13 protein-coding genes are annotated in these 19,136 nt (G+C 70.3%); 9 read left to right on the plus strand and 4 right to left on the minus strand.

The window, feature by feature from the left end:
* Positions 1 to 173: 173 nt before the first annotated feature.
* Both TBR22_RS05500 and TBR22_RS05505 read left to right on the plus strand, forming a co-directional pair.
* Positions 174 to 3,428 carry a TonB-dependent receptor gene (locus TBR22_RS05500; protein WP_239491955.1) on the plus strand — a complete coding sequence of 1,085 codons (3,255 nt, stop codon included), beginning with the start codon at positions 174 to 176 and terminating at the stop codon, positions 3,426 to 3,428.
* A gap of 204 nt (positions 3,429 to 3,632) precedes the next feature.
* On the plus strand, positions 3,633 to 6,086 hold the full coding sequence (locus tag TBR22_RS05505) for an exo 1,3/1,4-beta-D-glucan glucohydrolase (protein ID WP_370651488.1): 2,454 nt from the start codon (positions 3,633 to 3,635) through the stop codon (positions 6,084 to 6,086).
* A gap of 13 nt (positions 6,087 to 6,099) precedes the next feature.
* On the opposite strand, the gene TBR22_RS05510 is transcribed toward TBR22_RS05505, so the two are convergent.
* Complete coding sequence (locus TBR22_RS05510) at positions 6,100 to 6,711, minus strand: hypothetical protein (protein ID WP_239491957.1); 612 nt, start codon at positions 6,709 to 6,711, stop codon at positions 6,100 to 6,102.
* Positions 6,712 to 6,971: 260 nt separating this feature from the next.
* Here TBR22_RS05510 and TBR22_RS05515 point away from each other — a divergent pair, with 260 nt between their 5' ends.
* The 4 genes from TBR22_RS05515 (at position 6,972) to TBR22_RS05530 (ending at position 11,524) form a co-directional block, all read left to right on the plus strand.
* On the plus strand, positions 6,972 to 7,685 hold the full coding sequence (locus TBR22_RS05515; RefSeq protein WP_239491958.1) for a DUF4397 domain-containing protein: 714 nt from the start codon (positions 6,972 to 6,974) through the stop codon (positions 7,683 to 7,685).
* Between the two features lie 141 nt (positions 7,686 to 7,826).
* Entirely contained in the window at positions 7,827 to 9,119 is a 1,293-nt protein-coding gene (locus tag TBR22_RS05520) for a M28 family metallopeptidase (RefSeq protein ID WP_239491959.1), read from the plus strand.
* 318 nt (positions 9,120 to 9,437) lie between these two features.
* Positions 9,438 to 9,806, plus strand: a complete 369-nt coding sequence (locus tag TBR22_RS05525; protein WP_239491960.1) for a hypothetical protein — start codon at positions 9,438 to 9,440, stop codon at positions 9,804 to 9,806.
* Positions 9,807 to 9,808: 2 nt separating this feature from the next.
* Positions 9,809 to 11,524, plus strand: a complete 1,716-nt coding sequence (locus tag TBR22_RS05530) for a PA domain-containing protein (protein ID WP_239491961.1) — start codon at positions 9,809 to 9,811, stop codon at positions 11,522 to 11,524.
* 353 nt (positions 11,525 to 11,877) lie between these two features.
* Here TBR22_RS05530 and TBR22_RS05535 read toward each other — a convergent pair whose 3' ends face one another.
* Positions 11,878 to 13,137 carry an SMP-30/gluconolactonase/LRE family protein gene (locus tag TBR22_RS05535; RefSeq protein WP_239491962.1) on the minus strand — a complete coding sequence of 420 codons (1,260 nt, stop codon included), beginning with the start codon at positions 13,135 to 13,137 and terminating at the stop codon, positions 11,878 to 11,880.
* A 120-nt stretch (positions 13,138 to 13,257) separates the two neighbouring features.
* On the opposite strand from TBR22_RS05535, the gene TBR22_RS05540 reads away from it, so the two are divergent.
* Entirely contained in the window at positions 13,258 to 13,722 is a 465-nt protein-coding gene (locus TBR22_RS05540; RefSeq protein WP_239491963.1) for a DUF6265 family protein, read from the plus strand.
* A 110-nt stretch (positions 13,723 to 13,832) separates the two neighbouring features.
* Entirely contained in the window at positions 13,833 to 14,948 is a 1,116-nt protein-coding gene (locus tag TBR22_RS05545) for an SGNH/GDSL hydrolase family protein (protein ID WP_239491964.1), read from the plus strand.
* A gap of 69 nt (positions 14,949 to 15,017) precedes the next feature.
* Here TBR22_RS05545 and TBR22_RS05550 read toward each other — a convergent pair whose 3' ends face one another.
* Complete coding sequence (locus TBR22_RS05550; protein ID WP_239491965.1) at positions 15,018 to 16,469, minus strand: sulfatase; 1,452 nt, start codon at positions 16,467 to 16,469, stop codon at positions 15,018 to 15,020.
* Between the two features lie 243 nt (positions 16,470 to 16,712).
* On the opposite strand from TBR22_RS05550, the gene TBR22_RS05555 reads away from it, so the two are divergent.
* Positions 16,713 to 17,837, plus strand: coding sequence for a hypothetical protein (locus tag TBR22_RS05555; protein ID WP_239491966.1), 1,125 nt, complete (start codon positions 16,713 to 16,715; stop codon positions 17,835 to 17,837).
* A gap of 168 nt (positions 17,838 to 18,005) precedes the next feature.
* Here the strand turns inward: TBR22_RS05555 and TBR22_RS05560 are convergent, their stop codons facing one another.
* Positions 18,006 to 18,977, minus strand: coding sequence for a sigma-70 family RNA polymerase sigma factor (locus TBR22_RS05560; RefSeq protein WP_255665320.1), 972 nt, complete (start codon positions 18,975 to 18,977; stop codon positions 18,006 to 18,008).
* Positions 18,978 to 19,136 lie beyond the last annotated feature (159 nt).

The following is a 19,136-nucleotide window of genomic DNA, read 5'->3' on the forward strand; positions in this document are numbered from 1 at the left end:
ATCGACAGGGCATGACGCAGCGTACACTCGGTGCCGCATCGACACCATGACGACCGTGCGACGTGCCGGCATCGCGCGTCGCACCCTCGAGACATCCGCTCGCTAGCATCACGCGTCGCGTACACGGCGGCGCGACCGCCCACACCACTGCCACGTTCGCCGAGGAGCTCGCCTTGTCCATCAGACGACTGCTTGCCTGCTGTGCCCTGCTGTGCAGCCTGGCGTCACCTGCGTTCGCGCAGTTCGAGACCGGATCCATCACCGGCACGGTGCAGGACAGGAGCGGCGGCGTCCTGCCCGGCGTGACCGTCACCGTCCGCAACCTCGACACGAACGTGTCGCAGGTGACCGTCACCAACGAGAGCGGCGCCTACGAGTTCTTCACGCTCCGGGTCGGGCGCTACGAAGTGAAGGCGACCCTCGAGGGATTCGCGCCGGCGACGATCGAGGACGTCCCGCTGGCCATCGGCAACCGGCAGCGTGTCGACGTGACGCTCGGCGTCGGCACGGTCAGCGAAGCCGTCGACGTGCGAGCCCAGGGCCTCGCTCTCGAGAAGGACTCCAGCCAACGCAGTTCGGTGGTGACCGCCGAGCAGGCCGTGGCCCTGCCGCTGCCCGGCCGCGAGTACTCGGCGCTCGTCCAGCTGGCGCCGGGCGTGCGTCGCTCCTCGATCAACAACACGCAGGGCACCGGCCGAGAGGGCTCGTTCACGATCAACGGCCTGCGCAGCACCTACAACAACTACCTGCTCGACGGCATCGACAACAACGCCTACGGCACCAGCAACCAGGGCTACTCCAACCAGGTCATCCAGCCGCCCCCCGACGCGCTCGTCGAGATGCGCGTGGTGACCAACAACATGAGCGCCGAGTACGGCCGCAGCGGCGGCGGCACGATCAACGTCGCGTACAAGAGCGGCACCAACCGCTTCCACGGCGCCGGCTGGGAGTTCCGGCGCGACCCGGCGCTCAACGCCACCGGCTTCTTCAAGCCGGCTGCCGGCACCGAGCCGAAGCTGACGCGCGACCAGTTCGGCTTCGTCTTCGGCGGTCCGGTGCTGCGCAACCGCGCCTTCTTCTTCACCGACTACGAGGGACTCCGGCAGGACCGCTACACGGTGGCGATCTCCTCGATTCCCGACCTGGCGCAACGCCAGGGGGTGCTGGGTGTCGCGGTGCGCGACCCGCGCACCGGCACGGTGTATCCCGCCGGCACGGCGCTGCCGATGACCGCCGCGGCGCGCAAGATCCTCGCCGACCTACCGGAGCCGACCAGCGCCGGGACGGCCAACAACTACCGCGCGACCGTGCTGGCCACCAACGACACCGACAAGGCCAACATCAAGCTCGATCAGAAGATCTCCGACACGCTGTCGCTGTTCGGGCGGTACGGCTGGCGCGACACCGACATCTACGAGGAGCCGGGCCTGCCCCTGCCGTCGGGCGGCGCCGGCAACGGCTACACCTACGTGACCAACAAGGCCCTCGCGCTCGGCGCCACGTACATGCCCGGCGGCACGCAACTGCTGGAGTTCCGCTTCGGCTGGTCGAGCACGCAGGGCGGCAAGTACCCGCCGGCGCTCGGCTCGGCCTCGGCACTCGACGCGTACGGCATCACGGGCCTGCCCACCGACCCGCGCGTCGCCGGCGGCCTGCCGACGCTCACCATCACGGGCTTCACCGCGCTCGGGCGCCAGGCGACCAATCCGCAATGGCAGTACCCCGAGGTGTGGAATCCGAAGGTGAACTACTCGCTGGTCCGCGGCCGGCAGTCGCTGAAGTTCGGCTACGAGTTCCAGCGCATCGACACGCAGGTGCAGGACGTCAACCCGCTCTACGGCACCAACATCTTCTCGGGCCAGTTCACCCGACCGACCGGCGTCGCGGCCAACAACGTCTACAACCTCTCGGACTTCATGCTGGGTTACCAGTCGCAGTACACGCTCAGCAACATCCTGGTGGCCAACATCCGGCAGAACATGCAGTTCGCCTACGTCCAGGACGACATCCGCGTCAACGACCGGCTGACGCTCAACCTCGGCCTGCGCTACGAGTACGCGACGCCGCACTGGGAGAAGGACAACGTCCTGTCGAACTTCGACCCGACGACCGTGTCGATGATCGCCGCCAGGGACGGCTCACTCGAGGACCGCGCGACGATCCGCCCCGACCGCAACAACGTCGGCCCGCGCCTCGGCTTCGCCTGGTCGATCACGCCGACCACCGTCGCGCGCGGTGGCTTCGGCACCTCGTACGTCCACTTCCAGCGGGCCGGCGGCGCCAACATCCTGCCGATCAACGGGCCGCAGGTGATCAACGCCGTGGCCGTGCAGAACGACCCGACCGCGGCCGCGTTCCGCCTGTACCAGGACGGCTTCCCCGCCGGCTGGACCGACCCGAGCACGTTCAACCCGGCGGCGGCCAACGTCACCTACATGCCCCGCGACTACGGATCCAGCCGCGTCGACAGCTGGTTCGTGTCCGTGCAGCGCGAGGTCCTGCCGGGCACCATCGTCGACGTCGCCTACGTCGGCAACCGGGCCGATGGCCTGCTGCAGCTGGCCAACTACAACCAGGCGCGCCCCAACGCGCAGGGCGAGAACACGCCGCTGCAGGCGCGTCGCCCGATCACCGGCTTCGGCGACATCACCTATGCCTGGAACGGCGGGCGCTCCGACTACCAGGGTTTCCAGCTGAAGACCGAGACGCGTCGCCGCGGCTTCTTCTTCGTCAACGCGCTCACGCTGTCGCGGGCCCGCGACAACGGCGCCGGATCGCTCGAGAACGCCAACGGCAACTCGCCCGGCATCCAGGACTTCAACAATCCGGACGCCGACTGGGGGATCTCCGGCTACAACCAGCCGTTCAACTGGACGAGCAGCCTGGTGTGGGACGTGCCGGTGGGCCGCGATCGCCGCTACATGAGCAATGCCTCGGCGTTCGTCGACGCGGTGCTCGGCGGCTGGCAGGTGGCCTTCATCAGCTTCCTCGTGTCGGGCGATCCGGTCACCTTCACGTACACGCCGGCGGCCATCGCGCAGGTGTCGGGCATCACCCAGGACTTCCGCGGCGCCAACAACTACCGGCCGAACGTCAACGGCGACCCCTACGGCGATCGCGACTCGATCACCGGCTATTTCGATCGCACGGCGCTGTCGATCCCGGACACCTGGAGCCCCTTCGGCAATGCCGCCCGCAACAGCGTGCGCGGTCCGAACCAGTGGACCGTCGACTTCGCGCTGCAGAAGCGCTTCCGCCTGCCGATCGGGTCGGCCACCAACCTCGAGGTGCGGGCAGAGGCGTTCAACCTCCTGAACCGCACGAACTTCAACGCGCCGAACGGCAACCTGAGCGCCAACGGCTTCGGGACGATCACCAGCACCGCCGACCCGCGGCAGGTGCAGTTGGGGGTGAGGCTGACGTTCTAGGGAATCGGGAATCGGGAATCGGGAGTCGGGAGTCGGGAGTCGGGAGTCGGGAGCGTTGGACAGGCGGAATCTGCCGAGCGGGGGAGGGCTGGCGTATGCTCTGGCCGGGTCCTCCCCTCACACAGGCAGGCACGCGTGCGTCCATCGTTCGCAAATCGCCACCACGGGGTCGCCACCGGCGTCCTCGTCCTCTTCGTCCTCGCCATGCTGGCCACGGTGTCGGCTCGCCAGCAGGGCGGCGTCGCCAACCCTGAACGCTGGCCGGTCGCGAAGTCCCCGGGGGTGCTGACCGACGCCGCGACCGAGGCGCGCGTGTCGGCGCTGCTGGCCGGCCTTTCGGTCGAGGAGAAGGTCGGGCAGGTGATCCAGGCCGACCTCTCCGCGATCAAGCCCGAGGACCTGAAGACGTACCCGCTCGGATCGGTCCAGGCCGGCGGCAACTCGTCGCCCAACGGCGACGAGCGGGCGCCCGCCAGCGTGTGGGTCGAGGCGATGCGCCAGTTCCGCGCCGCCAACAAGGCGTATTGGGGCTCGCGGCCCGTCATCCCCATCATGTTCGGGATCGACGCCGTGCACGGGCACGCCAACATGGTCGGCGCGACGATCGTGCCGCACAACGTCGGCCTCGGCGCGATGCGCGATCCGGCGCTGGTGCGGCGCATCGGCGAGATGACGGCGCGCGAGATGGCCGCCACCGGGGCCGACTGGACGTACGCGCCCACCGTCACCGTGCCGCGCGACGACCGTTGGGGGCGCGGCTACGAAGGCTGGTCGGAAGACCCCGAGATCGTCGCGGCGTACGCCCGCGCGATCACCCTCGGCCTGCAGGGGGAACTCGGCGTCGACCCGATTGCGCCCGGGCACATCGCCGGCACCGCGAAGCACTTCCTGGCCGATGGCGGCACCGACGGCGGCAAGGATCAGGGCGACGCGCGCATCTCCGAGGAGGAACTGGTCCGCGTCCACGCTGCCGGCTACAAGCCCGCCATCGACGCCGGCATCCTCACCGTCATGATGTCGTTCTCGAGCTGGAACGGCGTGAAGCACACCGGCAACCGGTCGCTGATCACCGACGTGCTGAAGGGCCGCATGGGGTTCACCGGGTTGGTCATCAACGACTGGAACTCGCACGGCCAGGTGCCCGGCTGCACCAACGACAACTGCCCGCAGGCGATCAACGCCGGCGTCGACATGTACATGGTGCCGAGCGACTGGAAGGGGCTCTACGCCAACCTCGTACGGCAGGTGAAGGACGGCACGGTGCCGATGGCGCGGCTCGACGACGCGGTGCGGCGGATCCTGCGAGTGAAGATCAAGGCCGGGCTGTTCCGCAGTGACCGGCCACTCGAGGGTCGCCTCGAGCTGCTCGGCGCTCCCGAGCACCGCGCCATCGCGCGCGAGGCGGTCCGCAAGTCGCTCGTCCTGCTCAAGAACGACGGCGTCCTGCCGATCCGCGGCAACGCGCGCGTGCTCGTCGCCGGCGATGCCGACGACATCGGCAAGGCCTGCGGCGGCTGGACGCTGTCGTGGCAGGGCACCGGCAACACCAACAAGGACTTCCCCGGTGCCCAGTCGATCCTCGCGGGCCTGCGCGACGCGCTCGGCGCGCAGGGCGGCTCGGTCACCTACAGCGCCGACGGCCGCGTCACGACCCGGCCGGACGTGGCGGTGGTCGTGTTCGGCGAGGAGCCCTACGCCGAGTTCCAGGGCGACCTCGCGACGATGCACTACAAGCCCGGTGACGATCGCGACCTGTCGGTGCTGCGCACGTTGAAGGCGCAGGGGATCCCGACGGTCGCGGTGTTCCTGTCGGGGCGTCCCCTCTGGGTGAACCGCGAGATCAACGCCAGCGACGCGTTCGTCGCCGCCTGGCTGCCGGGCACGGAAGGCGGGGGCATCGCCGACGTGCTCGTCGGCGACGCGGCGGGGCGGCCGCGATTCGACTTCACGGGCACGCTCGCGCGCACCTGGCCGAAGCGGCCCGATCAGGCCACGCTCAACCGCGGCGATGCCGGCGCCGACCCGTTGTTCGCGTACGGCTATGGCTTGTCGTACGCGCGACCCGCCGCCGTCGGCAGGTTGCCGGAGGACGGCGCCGTCAGCGAGAGCACGGCGGGCGACGTGTTCTTCGGCGCGGGCCGCATGCAGGGTGGGGCGCGGGCGATTCTGCGCGACAGCGCCGGTGAGCGCCACGTGCCGGTGGAGGGCGCCGCCGAGAGTCCGGCGCGTGTGGTCGTGATGTCCCCCCGGGACGTCGGCGCACAGGAGAACGCGCGCGAGGTGACGTGGTCGGGCGCAGCGGCAGGCACGCTGGAGTTCACGGGGATCACCCGCGACCTCTCGCGTCAGGCCAACGGCGACATGGCGATCGCGTTCACCTGGGCGGTCGAGGAGGCGCCGACGGCCGCGGTCACGCTCGGCATGGGGTGTGGCGACGGCTGCCTCGGGCGCGTCGACGTCACGTCGCAGTTGCGGGCATCGGCGCCGGGGCAACTGCGCTCGCTGAAGGTGAAGCTGTCGTGCCTCGCCGCGCAGGGCGCCGTCATGCGGCGCATCGACCGCCCCGTCGTCCTCGAGACGACCGGGCGGCTGCGCGTCGTGCTGCGCGAGGTCAGGCTCGTCACCAACGAGGGCGACGCCATCTGCCCGGGCCGGTGAAGCGGCGAACCGTCTAGGCCTGCTCCGCTGCCGCCGCGTCGAGGCGTCCGGCGAGCGCGAGCGCCGCGTCGAGGTAGCGGGTCACCATCGGCTCGTTCTCGGGGTCATCGGGGGCGCCCCGCAGTTCGAGGCGCAGCCACTGCCCCTTGACCACCAGCAGCGTGAGGTCGCCGGTCCGGCACCCGTCGGCCATCGCGGCCCGCATGTCGGCGTCGAGGGCACGCTCGGCGACGCCCGGCGCCGTCGTGCGCAGCAGGCAGGCGGCATCGAAGGCCGGGTCGTGCAGCACCACGTCGCCGGCGATGCGTGCACCGAGGTCCGATACCTGCGGCTCCACCTGCAGGTGGATGTCGGTGGCGACGGGAATCTCGATCCACGTCTCCACGGTGGTCCCGTACCGGCTACTGCTGCGGCGCCGCAGCGTCACGATGAACCGCCGGCCGTTGCGTTCTCCGGTCAACCGGGCGGGATCCTCGCGCTCGAGGCTGGCACCGAGGCGCGGCGCGAGTTCGTGCAGGAAGGCGTGGCTTTCCCGCTGCATGCGCAGGGACGAGCGCAGGACCACCACCACGAACGTCCCGATGACCAGGACGACCAGGATCACGATCAGCAGGGCCGGGTTCATCGGCGACAGCTTGCCACAAGGCGTCACCCTCCAGGGGCTCGCGCCCGTGGGGCTCGATCTGCATCAGGCGAGCCGATGAGCTGATCCTGCTCGCGGATCCCCGTTTCGCCGACTGGCGTCCTTCGAAAGAACGGGCAGCCCCTGCCGGCTCACGGCGCGCGTTCGGCTGGTGTGCCTGTCATCCGGAGCGCCGCGCGCGCTGCCGGTTCCGTCACCACGACTCGTCGATGACTCCTTCTTCCGGAACTGGAGGTTCCGTCATGCATCGCTTCGTCCTGAACCTGGTCACGGCCGGCCTCGTTCTCGCCTCGGCCGGCACGGCTGCCGCGCAGAATGCTCACCTGTACGCCGTTCACGGCATCCCCGGCGGCGACCTCGGTCTCTCGGCGGCCCTGCCCGTGGACGTGTCGGTCAACGGGGCGTGTGCGTTGACCGACTTCCGCTTCGGGCAAGTGCGTGGCCCGCTGTCGTTGCCTCCGGGCAACTACACGTTCGAGATCAAGCTGAATCTGGGCGGCGAGCCCTGCACCGGCCCCACCGCGATCGGCCCGGCCGTGATTCCTCTGGCCGCGGGAGAGAACGCCACCGTGATCGCCCACCTGACCGCTGGTGGCGCTCCGACCGCGTCCAAGTTCGTCAACGACGTCAGCAACACCAGGGCGGGCCGCGCGCGCATCGTCGCGCATCACACGGCCGCCGCGCCCGCCGTGGACGTCTACGTGGGCCGCAAGCTCAGCGATCCCACCGCTCCGGCGTTGATCGTTCCCGGCGTGGTCAACGGCGACCAGGCAGGCGCGCCGCTGCAGCCTGGCAACTGGCAGGCGGCGCTCAAGCTCGCGGGCACCGACACCGTTGCGCTCGGTCCGGCGACGGTGCGCCTGCGGCCGTTCACCGCGTACTTCGTCTATGCCGTCGGGTCGGCCTCGACCGGCAGCCTCACGTTCATCGTCAACGCGATCGACAGTCGTCGCTGACCGGAGCCCTCGCGCGCGCCGTCGACATCGCCGCCCACGCGGGGTGTCGGCGGCGGCCGCGCCGTGGGCACTCCGTGGCTGCCGGCCGGCGCAGGTGAGGCCCTCGCCCATTTCGGCGGCGCCGCGGGTATAGTGCCCGCCATGCTGGACGCCTCTCCCGACCGCATCGCCCACGACCTTCAGCTGCTCGCCGGTGACATCGGCGTCCGCCTCGCCGGCACCGACGGCGAGCGCGCGGCCGCCGCCTACGTCGCCGACGTCGGACGCCGCCTCGGGGCGGTGGTCGCCGTCGAGGAGTTCCCGGTGCGCTCGCGGGTGGTCACCGAGGAGCAGCTCGAGGTCCGCATCGGCGACGCGTGGCACGCGTTCCCGTGCTCGCTGTTCAGCAGCACACCCGGCACCGAGGGGGCGTGGGTCGGCGGCGCCATCGCCACGCTCACGCCGACCGACTACCAGCGCGACGACTTCTCGCACCTGCGCGGCAAGGCCGTCATCCACCTCGGGTGCCACATCGAGTCGCGCGCCGCCTACCAGCGGCTCATCGCCGCGCAGCCCGCGGTGCTGCTGATGGTGGACACGCGCTACGCGGGGGACACGCCGCGCGCCGACGGGATGTTTCCCTCGTACACGGCGGCGATCGGCGCCGTCCCGACGCTGAACGTCGCGCATCAGGATGCCTGGCACTGGGTGGTGCAGGGCGCCACCGAGGCACGCTGTCGCGTCGTCGGGGGCATGCAGCCGGCCATCTCGCAGAACGTCGTGATCGACCTGCCGGGCACGGACCTGGCCGAGGAGATCCTCTACGCGAGCGCGCATCACGACACGCAGGCGGACTCGCCGGGCGCCGACGACAACGGATCCGGGGTGGTCGGCGTGCTCGAACTGGCGCGGCTGCTGCAGTCATTGCCGCGCCGACGCACGATCCGGCTGGTCTCGTTCGGCGCGGAGGAGCAGCTGTCGGTCGGGTCGGCGGCGTACGTGCGCGCGCACCGGGAGGAGATCGCGGCGCGTGGCCGGTGCATGTACAACCTCGACAGCTTCGGCTCTCACCTGGGATGGCTGCAGCTGTACGTGAACGGGCACCCGGACTTCGAGGCGTCGTTTCGTCCGTACCTGCACGCCGCCGACATCCGCTACCAGACGATCACGGCCGTCGTCCCCTACGCGGATCACTTCCCGTTCGTCGCAGCGGGGATCCCCGGTGTGTTCCACTACCGCGTCAACTGCGATGGCGGGCGGTTCTTCCATCACCGTCCGGACGATGACCTGACGCGCGTGTCGCCGTCGGTGATCGGGCGCGACGTCGGGGCGGTCGCCAGCTGGCTCGACGCCATGGCGACGGCGGAAGTGCTGCCCTTCACACCCTCGATTCCGGAGGAGCAGCGCGCTGAAGTCGCGGCGTGCTGGGAGGATCTCTTCGGCGGCTGGAGGTGAAGTCCATGGCCGACCAAGGCTGCTCTTTTGAGCCCTAATGGTTATCCTGGCGCTGACTTCCTGGCTTCGCGCTGCGTCTTGTCCGCTAACGGGGGAGGGTGCTGAACGGCCCGCGCCTTGCTTAGCTCAACCTCAAGCCAGATCAAGGACCTGTCCGATACTGCGCTGCCGCGCGATGCGATCGGCGCCGTCCGGCTCGTACTCCACGTGGAGGTGGTGCGGCAGTGGGCCGTGCCGCCGACACGCGGTGTCAACCCTCTCGAGGAGATGACTTTGCACCGACTGTTCACATTCGCACTCTTTGCTGCGTGTCTCGGCGTGGCCGCCGCCGCGCAGGCGCAGGTCGCGCACTCCACCGCCGGAGAGCGCCAGGCCGCCGCGGCCGCCGCGGCCCAGGTCGCCACGATTGCCCCGGCGCCCGCCCAGCCGCAGCCTCCGACCGCCGAGGAACTCGCCGCCATCGCCGCCGTCGCGCGCATGATTTCGACCGACACCAGCGCTCTCCGGCCCGTCGTTCACCCCGATGGAGCGATCAGCGTCGACCTGCAGGGCACGTTCATGAACATCGCCACCGCCAGCGTCGGGGCCGACGGGGCGCTCGCCTTCGCGTGCTCCATCCCGGGTCACGACCACGGCGCGCGCACCGCCACCGCCCCCAAGGCCGTCAAGCCGCTGGAGCTGAAGTAGCCATGCGTCGCACCAGCGTCATCACGGGCGCGCTCGCGCTCGCCACCGCACTGACCGTCCCTGCGCAGTCGTGGGCGCAGCCGGCCCAGATCCTCATCGTCAACACCGACGGGCCGAACGAGGGGTTCAACGATCCGACGCCGGTGGCGCCGGTCGGCGGCAACACCGGGACGACCCTCGGCCAGCAGCGACTGATCGCATTCCAGCACGCCGCGAACCTGTGGGCTGCCGAGTTGCAGAGCCCGGTGCCCATCCGCGTGCAGGCGTCGTTCAACCCGCTGACCTGCACTGCCACGTCGGCGGTGCTCGGCGCGGCGGGTGCGATCCAGATCTTCGGCAATTCGCCTGGGGTCGAGATCCAGAACATCTGGTATCCCGTGGCGCTCGCCAACAAGCTGGCGGGCTCCGACCTCGCACCGGGGCCCGAAGGCACCTCCGCTGACGACATTGTCGCGATCTTCAACTCCAACCTGGGCGCCCCGAGCTGCCTGGGCGGCCGGCCGTTCTACCTCGGGCTCGACACCAACCACGGCACTGCCATCAACCTCGTCACCGTGCTGCTGCACGAGTTCGGGCACGGCCTCGGGTTCGCCAACTTCGTGACCGAGACCAACGGTACGTCGCCGCTCAACCTCGGCGACGTCTACTCGCAGTACACGCTGGACACCACGGTCAACAAGACGTGGAACCAGATGACGGCGGCCGAACGGGCGGCGTCGGCGGTGCGCGGCCGTCGCGTGGTGTGGAGCGGCCTCAACGTCACCAATGCGGTGCCCTCGGTGCTGTCGCTGGGCACGCCGCTGTTCCGCGTGACGTCGCCCTCGACCCTCGGGGTCTTCCAGATCGGCGCGGCGGCCTTCGGGCCGGCGCTGTCGAGCCCGGGCGTGTCCGGCGATGTGGTCCTGGCGCTCGACGCGGCTGATGGCGCCGGGCCGAGCACGTCTGATGCCTGCTCGCCCATCACCAACAGCAACGCCGTGTTCGGCCGGATCGCCCTGGTGGATCGCGGCTCGTGCCTGTTCCCCGTGAAGGTCAAGAACGCCCAGGATGCCGGAGCGATCGCGGTCCTGGTCGCCGACAACGTCGCTGGCGAACCGCCGGCCGGACTCGGCGGCACCGACCCGACCATCACCATCCCCTCCGTGCGGATCTCGCTCGGCGACGGCAATGCCCTGAAGGCCGCGCTCGCGCAGGGCGTGGTGACCGGCACGCTCGGCGTCGATCCGACGGTGCGGGCAGGCGCCGACACGTCCAACCGCGCGATGCTCTACATGCCCAACCCGGTGCAGTCCGGTTCGTCCGGATCGCACTTCGACACCAGCGCCACCCGCAACCTGCTGATGGAGCCGGCGATCAACGCCGACCTGACGCACGTGGTCAAGCCGCCGGTCGACCTGACCCTGTCGCTGTTCCAGGACATCGGCTGGTTCTCCGACGGCGACGGCGTCCCCGACGGCGTCGACGCGTGCCTCGGCTCCAACCGCTCGGCGACCGTGGTCGTGGGGGGGATCGACAGCGGCGTGGCCAACACGGTCTTCGCGAGCGGCTGCCGCATCAGTGACTTCGTCGAGTACTGCGAGAAGTCGGGCGGCAACCACGGCGGCGTGGTCACCTGCGTCGGCGACCTGTCGCTGCGGCTCAAGAGCACCGGTGTGATCACCGGGCGCGAGTACGGCGCATTGACCAGCGCCGTCGCGCGCACGCGCACGGCGCCCTGACAGGTCCTCGCGACCCTCACCACGTGCGACGAACGGCGTGGTGAGGGCGCATTGACGCGCCGTCCCGAGGCGCATGGAGTCTCGGTCACGCATGTATTCCACTCCCGCGCCCTCGACGTTTCGGGCGCGGGAGTCGTCCGTGCAAGACGCACGGGCGTTGCGTACCGTTGTCCGGCTGGCACGCGGTGCGACCGCCAGTGAACATGACGCGACCCACGCCCCCCTGAGTCCTCCCGCATCAGCATTGCCCGACCGCACCCGAGGTCCAGTGCAGGAGAACGAGAAACGCACCGCTCCCCAGGTGCCGGGGCCAGCAAGACACGTGAACTGAGAGCAGCTTGCGCAAGACTCAATCAGAGCGGCAGCCGGACGATGAGGATGTCGCGCAGGGTCTCGCCCGGCCTCACGGCCCCGGTCGCATCGAAGGATCGGGACTGCGTGTTGAGCATGTACAGCAATGACTGGCCGTCCAGGGCGGCCGTGGTCATGCCGCCGAATTGCGGGTGGTAGCGCTCGAGGATCTCGGCACGCATGACGCGTGGCCGTGACGCGTCGAGGGCCAGGCGCACGACGCGTCCGGGGTGGATGCCGTTCTGGATGCCGACCAGCCCGCCCTGATGCCAGTAGAGGCCGTCGAAGCTGCCGGTCACGACTCCGCGCGGCGCCTCGAGCGGCTGGACATGACGCGTCACGAGGTCCACCCGGTGGATGTCGTGCCAGCCCGCCACGTACAACACGCGCCCCTCGGGAGCGATGGTGATGCCGTTGGCCTCGGAGATGGATCCGGCGGGCAGCAGCCTCGTCAGCTCACCCCGGCTGGCGCGCCAGACAGAGCCCTCGGTCGTGTTGGTCACGTAGGCATCACCGTTCGGCGCGACGACCACGTCGTTGAAGGCGCCAGGCGCACCGCGGTAGGTCGCCAGAGACGTGCCGGTGTCGATGTCGTACTGCACCAGCGCCGCGCCCTCGATGGCGACATCGGCGAAGGCGCGCGGGTCGTCGACGACGGCCCAGAGGTGCCGGCGGGCGCTGTCGACGCGGACGCCGACGACGACGCGGGGCGCTTCCGGGCGAGACACGTAAGCGAAGTCGGACACGCCTCCGCGGCGATCGACCCGGACGATCTTGCCCTTGAAGCTGCCAACGAACAGCGCGCGGGTCCGCGGATCGAAGGCGATGCCCTCGGGTTGCAGGTCACGCTCGGCGATCCTGAAGGCGATGGTGCTGCGCACGAGAGGCCGATGACGCGTGCGGATGCGCGCCACGATGTCCTCGAAGGTCGCATCGCCGTGCAGCCCCCGGAACGCTCGTGAGAAGGACGGGTCCAGGCCGCCGGGTGCGCGACTGACCGCATCGAGCCACCGCAGGCCTTCAGCGGTGCGGTCGGCGGCGATGGCGTGGGCGGCAAGATGGAACAGCACCACTGCATCCTGCGGGTCGCGAGCCTGCATCGCCTCCAGGCGTGCGACCTGGTCGGACTGGGGGCCTCGGGCAGCATGGGGGGACACCACGAGGGCACTGGCGAGCAGGGTCGGCAGCAGCAGGCGCATCGACGTCGTCGTGAGCAAAGCGTAGCCCCGATCCTCGGCTGGCCTGGAGTGATGGGACGACACGGCCTGCTTGTGTGACGACCTGTCGCCGGGCGCGCGCTGCCGACCCATGGCCGGCCCCAGGTCGGGACTTGCGCCCAGTGTCGGTTGATTCGTGCCCGGCCAGTGCCTACAGTGGGGCCCATGCTGACACTGCTGCTGGCGGGCCTCACGAGCGTCATGGCCGAACAACCGCAGCTCGAGGGCCTGGCCTGGTTGGGTGGGTGCTGGCAGAGCACGGCGGGCACGCGGGTCGTCACCGAGATGTGGATGCCGGCCGACGGGGGAGTCATGATCGGCGGGGGCCGCACGGTCGTGGCGGGCCAGGCTCGTGCCTTCGAGCACCTGCGCATCCGGGCCGACGGCGAGGCCCTGGTCTACACCGCGGTCCCGTCCGGCCAGCGCGAGACGGACTTCCGTTCCACGGCCACCAGAGCGACCGGCTTCACCGTCGAGAACCTCGCCCACGACTTTCCCCAGCGCATCGTCTACACGCGCACGGGCGACGCCTCGTTCACCGCCCGCGTCGAGGGTCCGGGGCCGAACGGGCCGCGCGGGTTCGACCTCGCGTTCCGGCGTGTCCCGTGTGAGAGCGCGCCGCCGAAGTAGCGCTCGGGGACGAGCGCGCCGGGGGCGTACGCGTCCGCGGCACGAGCCCCTGCGAGCCGTCCCAAGGACGCAGGTGGGAGGCGAGTGGCGTGGGTGATCATGTGTCAGCCATGACGACAGCCCATCTCGCCGTCCTGTTGACCGCCCTGATACCGGCCCTCGCCGTCGCCCAACCAGCCGACCCCGCGCCGCCGGCGGCCCTGACGTGGCACCGCGTGACGCCCGCGGTGGTCGAGGGCAAGGGGTGGACCGACACCGCCGGCGACTTCGATCGCTTCCCGAAGCGGGCCAAGGACGATGTGCCCGAGGCGGTGTGGGAGCTGTCGCGACAGTCGGCAGGATTGAGCGTGCGGTTCACCAGCAACGCCACCCGCGTGCGCGTCCGCTGGACCGTGACCCGCGACCGTCTGGCGTTGCCCCACATGCCCGCGACCGGGGTCAGCGGGCTCGACCTCTATGCCAGGGACGCCGGTGCGTGGCGCTTCGTTGGCGGCGCCCGGCCCATCGACTCGCCCACCAATGACGCGAGCGTGATCGTCGGACTCACGCCGGAGCCCCGTGAGTTCCGCCTCTACCTGCCGCTCTACAACGGCGTCGACCGTCTGGAGGTGGGCGTGCCGGAAGAGGCATCCTTCCGCTTCGACGAACCGTCGCGGGCCAAACCCGTGGTGGTCTATGGCACGTCGATCACGCAGGGCTGCTGCGCGTCCCGCCCGGGCATGAGTTACACCGCGATCCTCGGGCGCAGGCTCGGCGTCCCGGTCATCAACCTGGGCTTCTCGGGGAGCGCCAGGGCCGAACCTGAAGTCGCGCGCCTGCTGGCCGAGCTCGACCCGGCGGCCTACGTCCTCGACGCGCTGCCGAACATGACGCCCCAGCAGGTCGTCGAGCGCATGCCCGCACTGATCGACATCATCCGGGCCGCCCGTCCGCACACGCCGATTGTGCTGGTCGAGCACCTGCTGTATCCCAACCTGCGTTTCCGTAAGGAGAAAGCGTCGGATGTCGCCGCGGCCAATGCGTCGCTGCGCCAGATCCACGAGGCGCGGCGCAAGGGCGGCGACAGGCGGATCACGATCGTGCCGAGTGCGACGCTGCTCGGCTCCGACGGCGATGGCACGGTGGACGACAGCCATCCGACCGAACTCGGCTTCCAGCGCATGGTCGATGGCCTCGAGCCGTACCTGCGACGCGCGTTGTGGCCGGGGTCCACGACCGCTCGATGAACGCCCGGGAGGCACCCGCTCTGGCCCATCGGCGTGGAGCGAGCGCCGTTCGAGTGAAGGTGGAGTCGCCTACCGCTGCCGGTACGCGGCAAGCCGCGCCGACAGGTCGGCGACCACTGACGCGTGTTCCGCGGCCCCGGCGAGGTTCCGCGTCTCCCCGGGATCGGCTGCGAGGTCGTACAACTGGCGGCCTTCGGCGCCCTCGGCCCACTCGACGTAGCGCCAGCGATCGGTCCTCACCGCGTAGCCGTTGTAGGCCTGCGTGAACGCGGCGTCGCGCACCGAGCGGTCCGGTGCGTCGAGGACGGGCACCAGGCTTCGCCCGTCGAGCGGGTCACTGGATGTCAGTCCCGCCATCTCCGCGAGCGTGGGGTAGAGGTCCACGAGTTCCGCGAGGGACCGTGTCGACGTGCCGCGCGCGCGTCCAGGCGCGGCAATCACCAGCGGCACGCGGGCGCAATGCTCGAACAGGCTCGGCTTCTGCCACAGGCCGTGGTCGGCCAGATGGTAGCCATGGTCGCTCGTGAACACCACCACCGTGTCGTTGGCCAGGCCGAGCCGGTCGAGCGCGGCCAGCACCACGCCGACCTGCGCGTCCATGAACGTGGTCGCCGCGTAATAGGCCTGGATGGCCTCGCGCCGCTGCGCGTCGGTCATCGCATCCTGTTCCCTGGTGGCGCGACGGTAGGCCGCCTTCGGCTCGCGTGCCGTGTCGTCGGCAGATAGCGTGGGCAGCATGATGCCGGTCGTCGGGTACATGTCGAAGTAGCGCCGCGGCGCGACGTACGGCGTGTGCGGGCGGTAGAAGCCGACGCCCAGGAAGAACGGCTTCCGCTCCCGCTGGAACCGCTCGAGCAGGCGCACGGCCTCCGCCGCACCGATGCCGTCGGTGTGCTGCGCATCGTCGCCCTCATCGTCGGCCAGCCAGCTGACGGTGCCGCCGAACTGGCCGGGCACGAGCGAGAACACCTTGTCGAGCATCTCGCGGTCGCGGCCGCGTGGGTTGACCGCGATGTCCCAGGACTTGTAGTCGTCGAGGCCGCCGGTGCCGATGTCGAGCGGCACGCCGTAGTGGAACAGCTTGCCGACGCGGGCCGACACATAGCCGTTGTTCCTGAACAGCTGGGGCAGGGTCACCGCATTCGGGAGCCGCTCGCGGAAATGCGGCGACATCGGGTTGCGCCCCGGGTTGCTCAGCACGCCGGTCACGTCGGGCCGACGACCCGTCAGCATCGACGACCGACTCTGGTTGCACACGGGGTACTGCGTATACGCCCGATCGAACCGGAGCCCGCGGCGCGCCAGTGTGTCGATGTTCGGCGACCGTGCCGGCCCGCCGTACGTCGCCAGGTCGGTGTTGAGGTCGTCGGCCATGATCAGCAGCACGTTCAGCCGCTTTGGCCCCGGCGCTGGCGCGGGCTGCGCGACCAGCGTGACGATGGCGCTCAGGCCGACACACAGCAACAGGACGGGCCACAGGGCCGTGCGCACGCGCGTGGCGTGCCGGAGGGGTGTCGTCATGGCTGGAACCCGCGCCGACGATATCACCCTCCTGCGAACGCAGGGCCACGGCCGGCTCGCTGGCGGGCCTCCACCGGCCGCAGCACCCGGCACCGCGATTCCCGCCCCCCGATCCGCGTCTGCCCCCGGTGCCCGGTGCCCGCTGCCCGACTCCCGACTCCCGACTCCCGACTCCCCGTACCCGGTACCCGGTGCACCGTACCCGGTGCACCGTGCCCGGTGCCCGGTGTACAGTCCTCACCCATGTCGATCAGGCACGCCGCGCTGCGGCTCGTCGTCACCCTCCTGCTCCTGGGACAGGGCGCGCTCACGTTCGCTGGGCCCCGCTGGACCGAGCAGCAGGCGCGCGACTGGTACGCCCGCCAGGGCTTCCTCGTCGGCGCCAACTTCGTGCCGGCCACCGCCATCAACGAGCTGGAGATGTGGCAGGCCGAGACCTTCGACCCGGCCCGCATCGACCTCGAGCTCGGATGGGCGGCCGGGATCGGCATGAACACGATGCGCGTGTTCCTGCACGACCTCGCGTACCAGCAGGATCCCGAAGGCTTCCTGAGGCGGGTCGACCAGTTCCTCGCCATCGCAGCGAAGCACCGCATCAGGCCGATGCTCGTGCTGCTCGACTCGGTGTGGGATCCGTTCCCGGCGGTCGGCCCGCAGCGTCCGCCGCGCCCCGGCGTGCACAACTCGGGATGGGTGCAGAGCCCGGGCAAGGTCGCCATCGAGGACCCGACCCACTGGCCCCGTCTCGAGCAGTATGTGAAAGGCGTCGTCGGCCGTTTCAAGGACGATGGGCGCGTGCTGGCGTGGGACCTGTGGAACGAGGTCGACAACATGAACGACCCCGCGTACCTGAGCCTGGAGCCGAAGAACAAGGGCGAACTGGTGCTGGGGCTACTGCCGCAGGTGTACGCGTGGGCGCGCGAGGCGGGCGCATCGCAGCCGCTGACGAGCGGCCTGTGGCGAGGCGGCGACTGGTCGAAGCTGTCGGAACTGGCGCCGATCGACCGCGTGCAACTGGCGCTCTCCGACGTGATCACCTTCCACAGCTACGACCCGCCCGCGCAGCTCGAGTCGCGCATCATGCAGTTGAAGGGCTACAACCGCCCGATCATCTGCACCGAGTACATGGCGCGCGGCAACGGCAGCACCTTCGAGGGATCGCTGCCGATCCTGAAGCGGCACGGCGTGGGCGCGATCAACTGGGGCCTGGTGCAGGGCAAGGCACAGACGCACCTGCCGTGGGACTCGTGGCGGCGCCCGTACGTCGATCGCGAGCCGACCGTCTGGTTCCACGAGGTGTTCCGTCGCGACGGCACGCCGTACGACCCGAAGGACATCGCGGCGATCAAGGCCGCGACAGGGAGGTAGGACGGGCTTCCTTGCGGCTCAGGGCTCAAGGCTCAGGAGCATGCTGTGCCGGGCTGCAGGCTGCAGGCTGCGGGCTGCAGGCCGCCCGCTGGTTCGTAGCCGTCGACATTCATGTCGACGGTCAGCGATCGTCCCGGAGATCTCTCGCGCGCCGGCCAGGGCCGGCGCCTACGCCAGCAGTTCCGGTAACCCGAAGCGCGGGAACAGCGTGGGCGTGTCGAGGAAGAACGTCTGCGCAGCCACCGCGCCGCGGTCCACTTCCAGCACGCAGATCGCCCACGGTCGCCAGGTGCCGTCGTCGGCCGGCTTGTACTGCGCGAACGCCGGCAGGCCGTTGGCCTCGACGCGGATCGTCCGCGAGCCGCGGCACGCGGCGCCCCGCCCGAGCAGCCAGCCCTTGTACGGTTCACGGCCACGCAGCCAGAGGCTGAACGGCGGCATCGCCATCGTGGCGTCCTCGTGCATCAGCGCGGCGAGGGCATCGACGTCGTAGCGCTCGAACGCGTGCACGTAGCGGTCGACCAGCGCCTGTTCGTCCGAGGAGAGCGTCGAGTCGGTCGGCGCGACGTCGCGCGTGGCCAGCGTCGCGCGCGCTCGCTGCAGGGCGCTGTTGACGGCGGCGACGCTCATGCCGAGGCCCTGCGCTACCTCGGCGGCCGTCCAGCCCAGCACTTCCACGAGGAGCAGCACCGCGCGCTGGCGCGGCGGCAGGTGCTGCAGCGCCGCCACGAAGGCCAGCCGGAGGCTCTGGCGCAGCACGGCGTGCTCGTGCGGGTCGCTGTCGGCAGGGATGGCGGTGACGTCGGCGATGGGCTCGATCCACGCCGAGGCCGGCAACGGGGTGAGCGGATCGTCGATCGTGCCGACCGGGCCGGCTTCGGTCGACCGGAGGCGCCGCGACCGCGAAGCCAGCATGTCGAGACACACCCGCGTCGCGATCCGGTAGAGCCACGTCCGCAGTGATGACCGGCCTTCGAACCGGTCGAGGTGGCGCCAGCCCCGGACCATCGTCTCCTGCACTGCATCGTCGGCGTCGGTTACTGAACCGAGCATGCGATAGCAGTGGCCGCGGATGGCGGAGCGGTGGCGTTCGAGGTCCTCGATCGTCGGCGTTGTCACGGCTGGGCTCTCCTGAAGCATCGTGTGCGTCCGACGGGTGCGGACACACAAGTCTGACATCAGGAGCCCGCGGAAAGACTTCGCACCTGGGCCTTGGGCCCTGGGCCTTGGATCCTTCCCTGAGCCCTGAGCCCTGAGCCGTAAGCCGTAAGCCAGAGGAATCAGCTACCATCCCGTCCA

The organism is Luteitalea sp. TBR-22 (assembly GCF_016865485.1).
In the GTDB taxonomy this organism is placed as follows: domain Bacteria; phylum Acidobacteriota; class Vicinamibacteria; order Vicinamibacterales; family Vicinamibacteraceae; genus Luteitalea.

What these genes read in the sequence shown, in the direction of transcription:
- TBR22_RS05520 (WP_239491959.1), top strand. Translation starts at nt 7,827, where the DNA reads ATGCTGGACGCCTCTCCCGACCGCATCGCCCACGACCTTCAGCTGCTC.
- TBR22_RS05555 (WP_239491966.1), top strand. Translation starts at nt 16,713, where the DNA reads ATGTCGATCAGGCACGCCGCGCTGCGGCTCGTCGTCACCCTCCTGCTC.
- TBR22_RS05540 (WP_239491963.1), top strand. Translation starts at nt 13,258, where the DNA reads ATGCTGACACTGCTGCTGGCGGGCCTCACGAGCGTCATGGCCGAACAA.
- TBR22_RS05560 (WP_255665320.1), bottom strand. Translation starts at nt 18,977, where the DNA reads ATGCTTCAGGAGAGCCCAGCCGTGACAACGCCGACGATCGAGGACCTC.
- TBR22_RS05530 (WP_239491961.1), top strand. Translation starts at nt 9,809, where the DNA reads ATGCGTCGCACCAGCGTCATCACGGGCGCGCTCGCGCTCGCCACCGCA.
- TBR22_RS05545 (WP_239491964.1), top strand. Translation starts at nt 13,833, where the DNA reads ATGACGACAGCCCATCTCGCCGTCCTGTTGACCGCCCTGATACCGGCC.
- TBR22_RS05550 (WP_239491965.1), bottom strand. Translation starts at nt 16,469, where the DNA reads ATGACGACACCCCTCCGGCACGCCACGCGCGTGCGCACGGCCCTGTGG.
- TBR22_RS05505 (WP_370651488.1), top strand. Translation starts at nt 3,633, where the DNA reads ATGCTGGCCACGGTGTCGGCTCGCCAGCAGGGCGGCGTCGCCAACCCT.
- TBR22_RS05510 (WP_239491957.1), bottom strand. Translation starts at nt 6,711, where the DNA reads ATGAACCCGGCCCTGCTGATCGTGATCCTGGTCGTCCTGGTCATCGGG.
- TBR22_RS05515 (WP_239491958.1), top strand. Translation starts at nt 6,972, where the DNA reads ATGCATCGCTTCGTCCTGAACCTGGTCACGGCCGGCCTCGTTCTCGCC.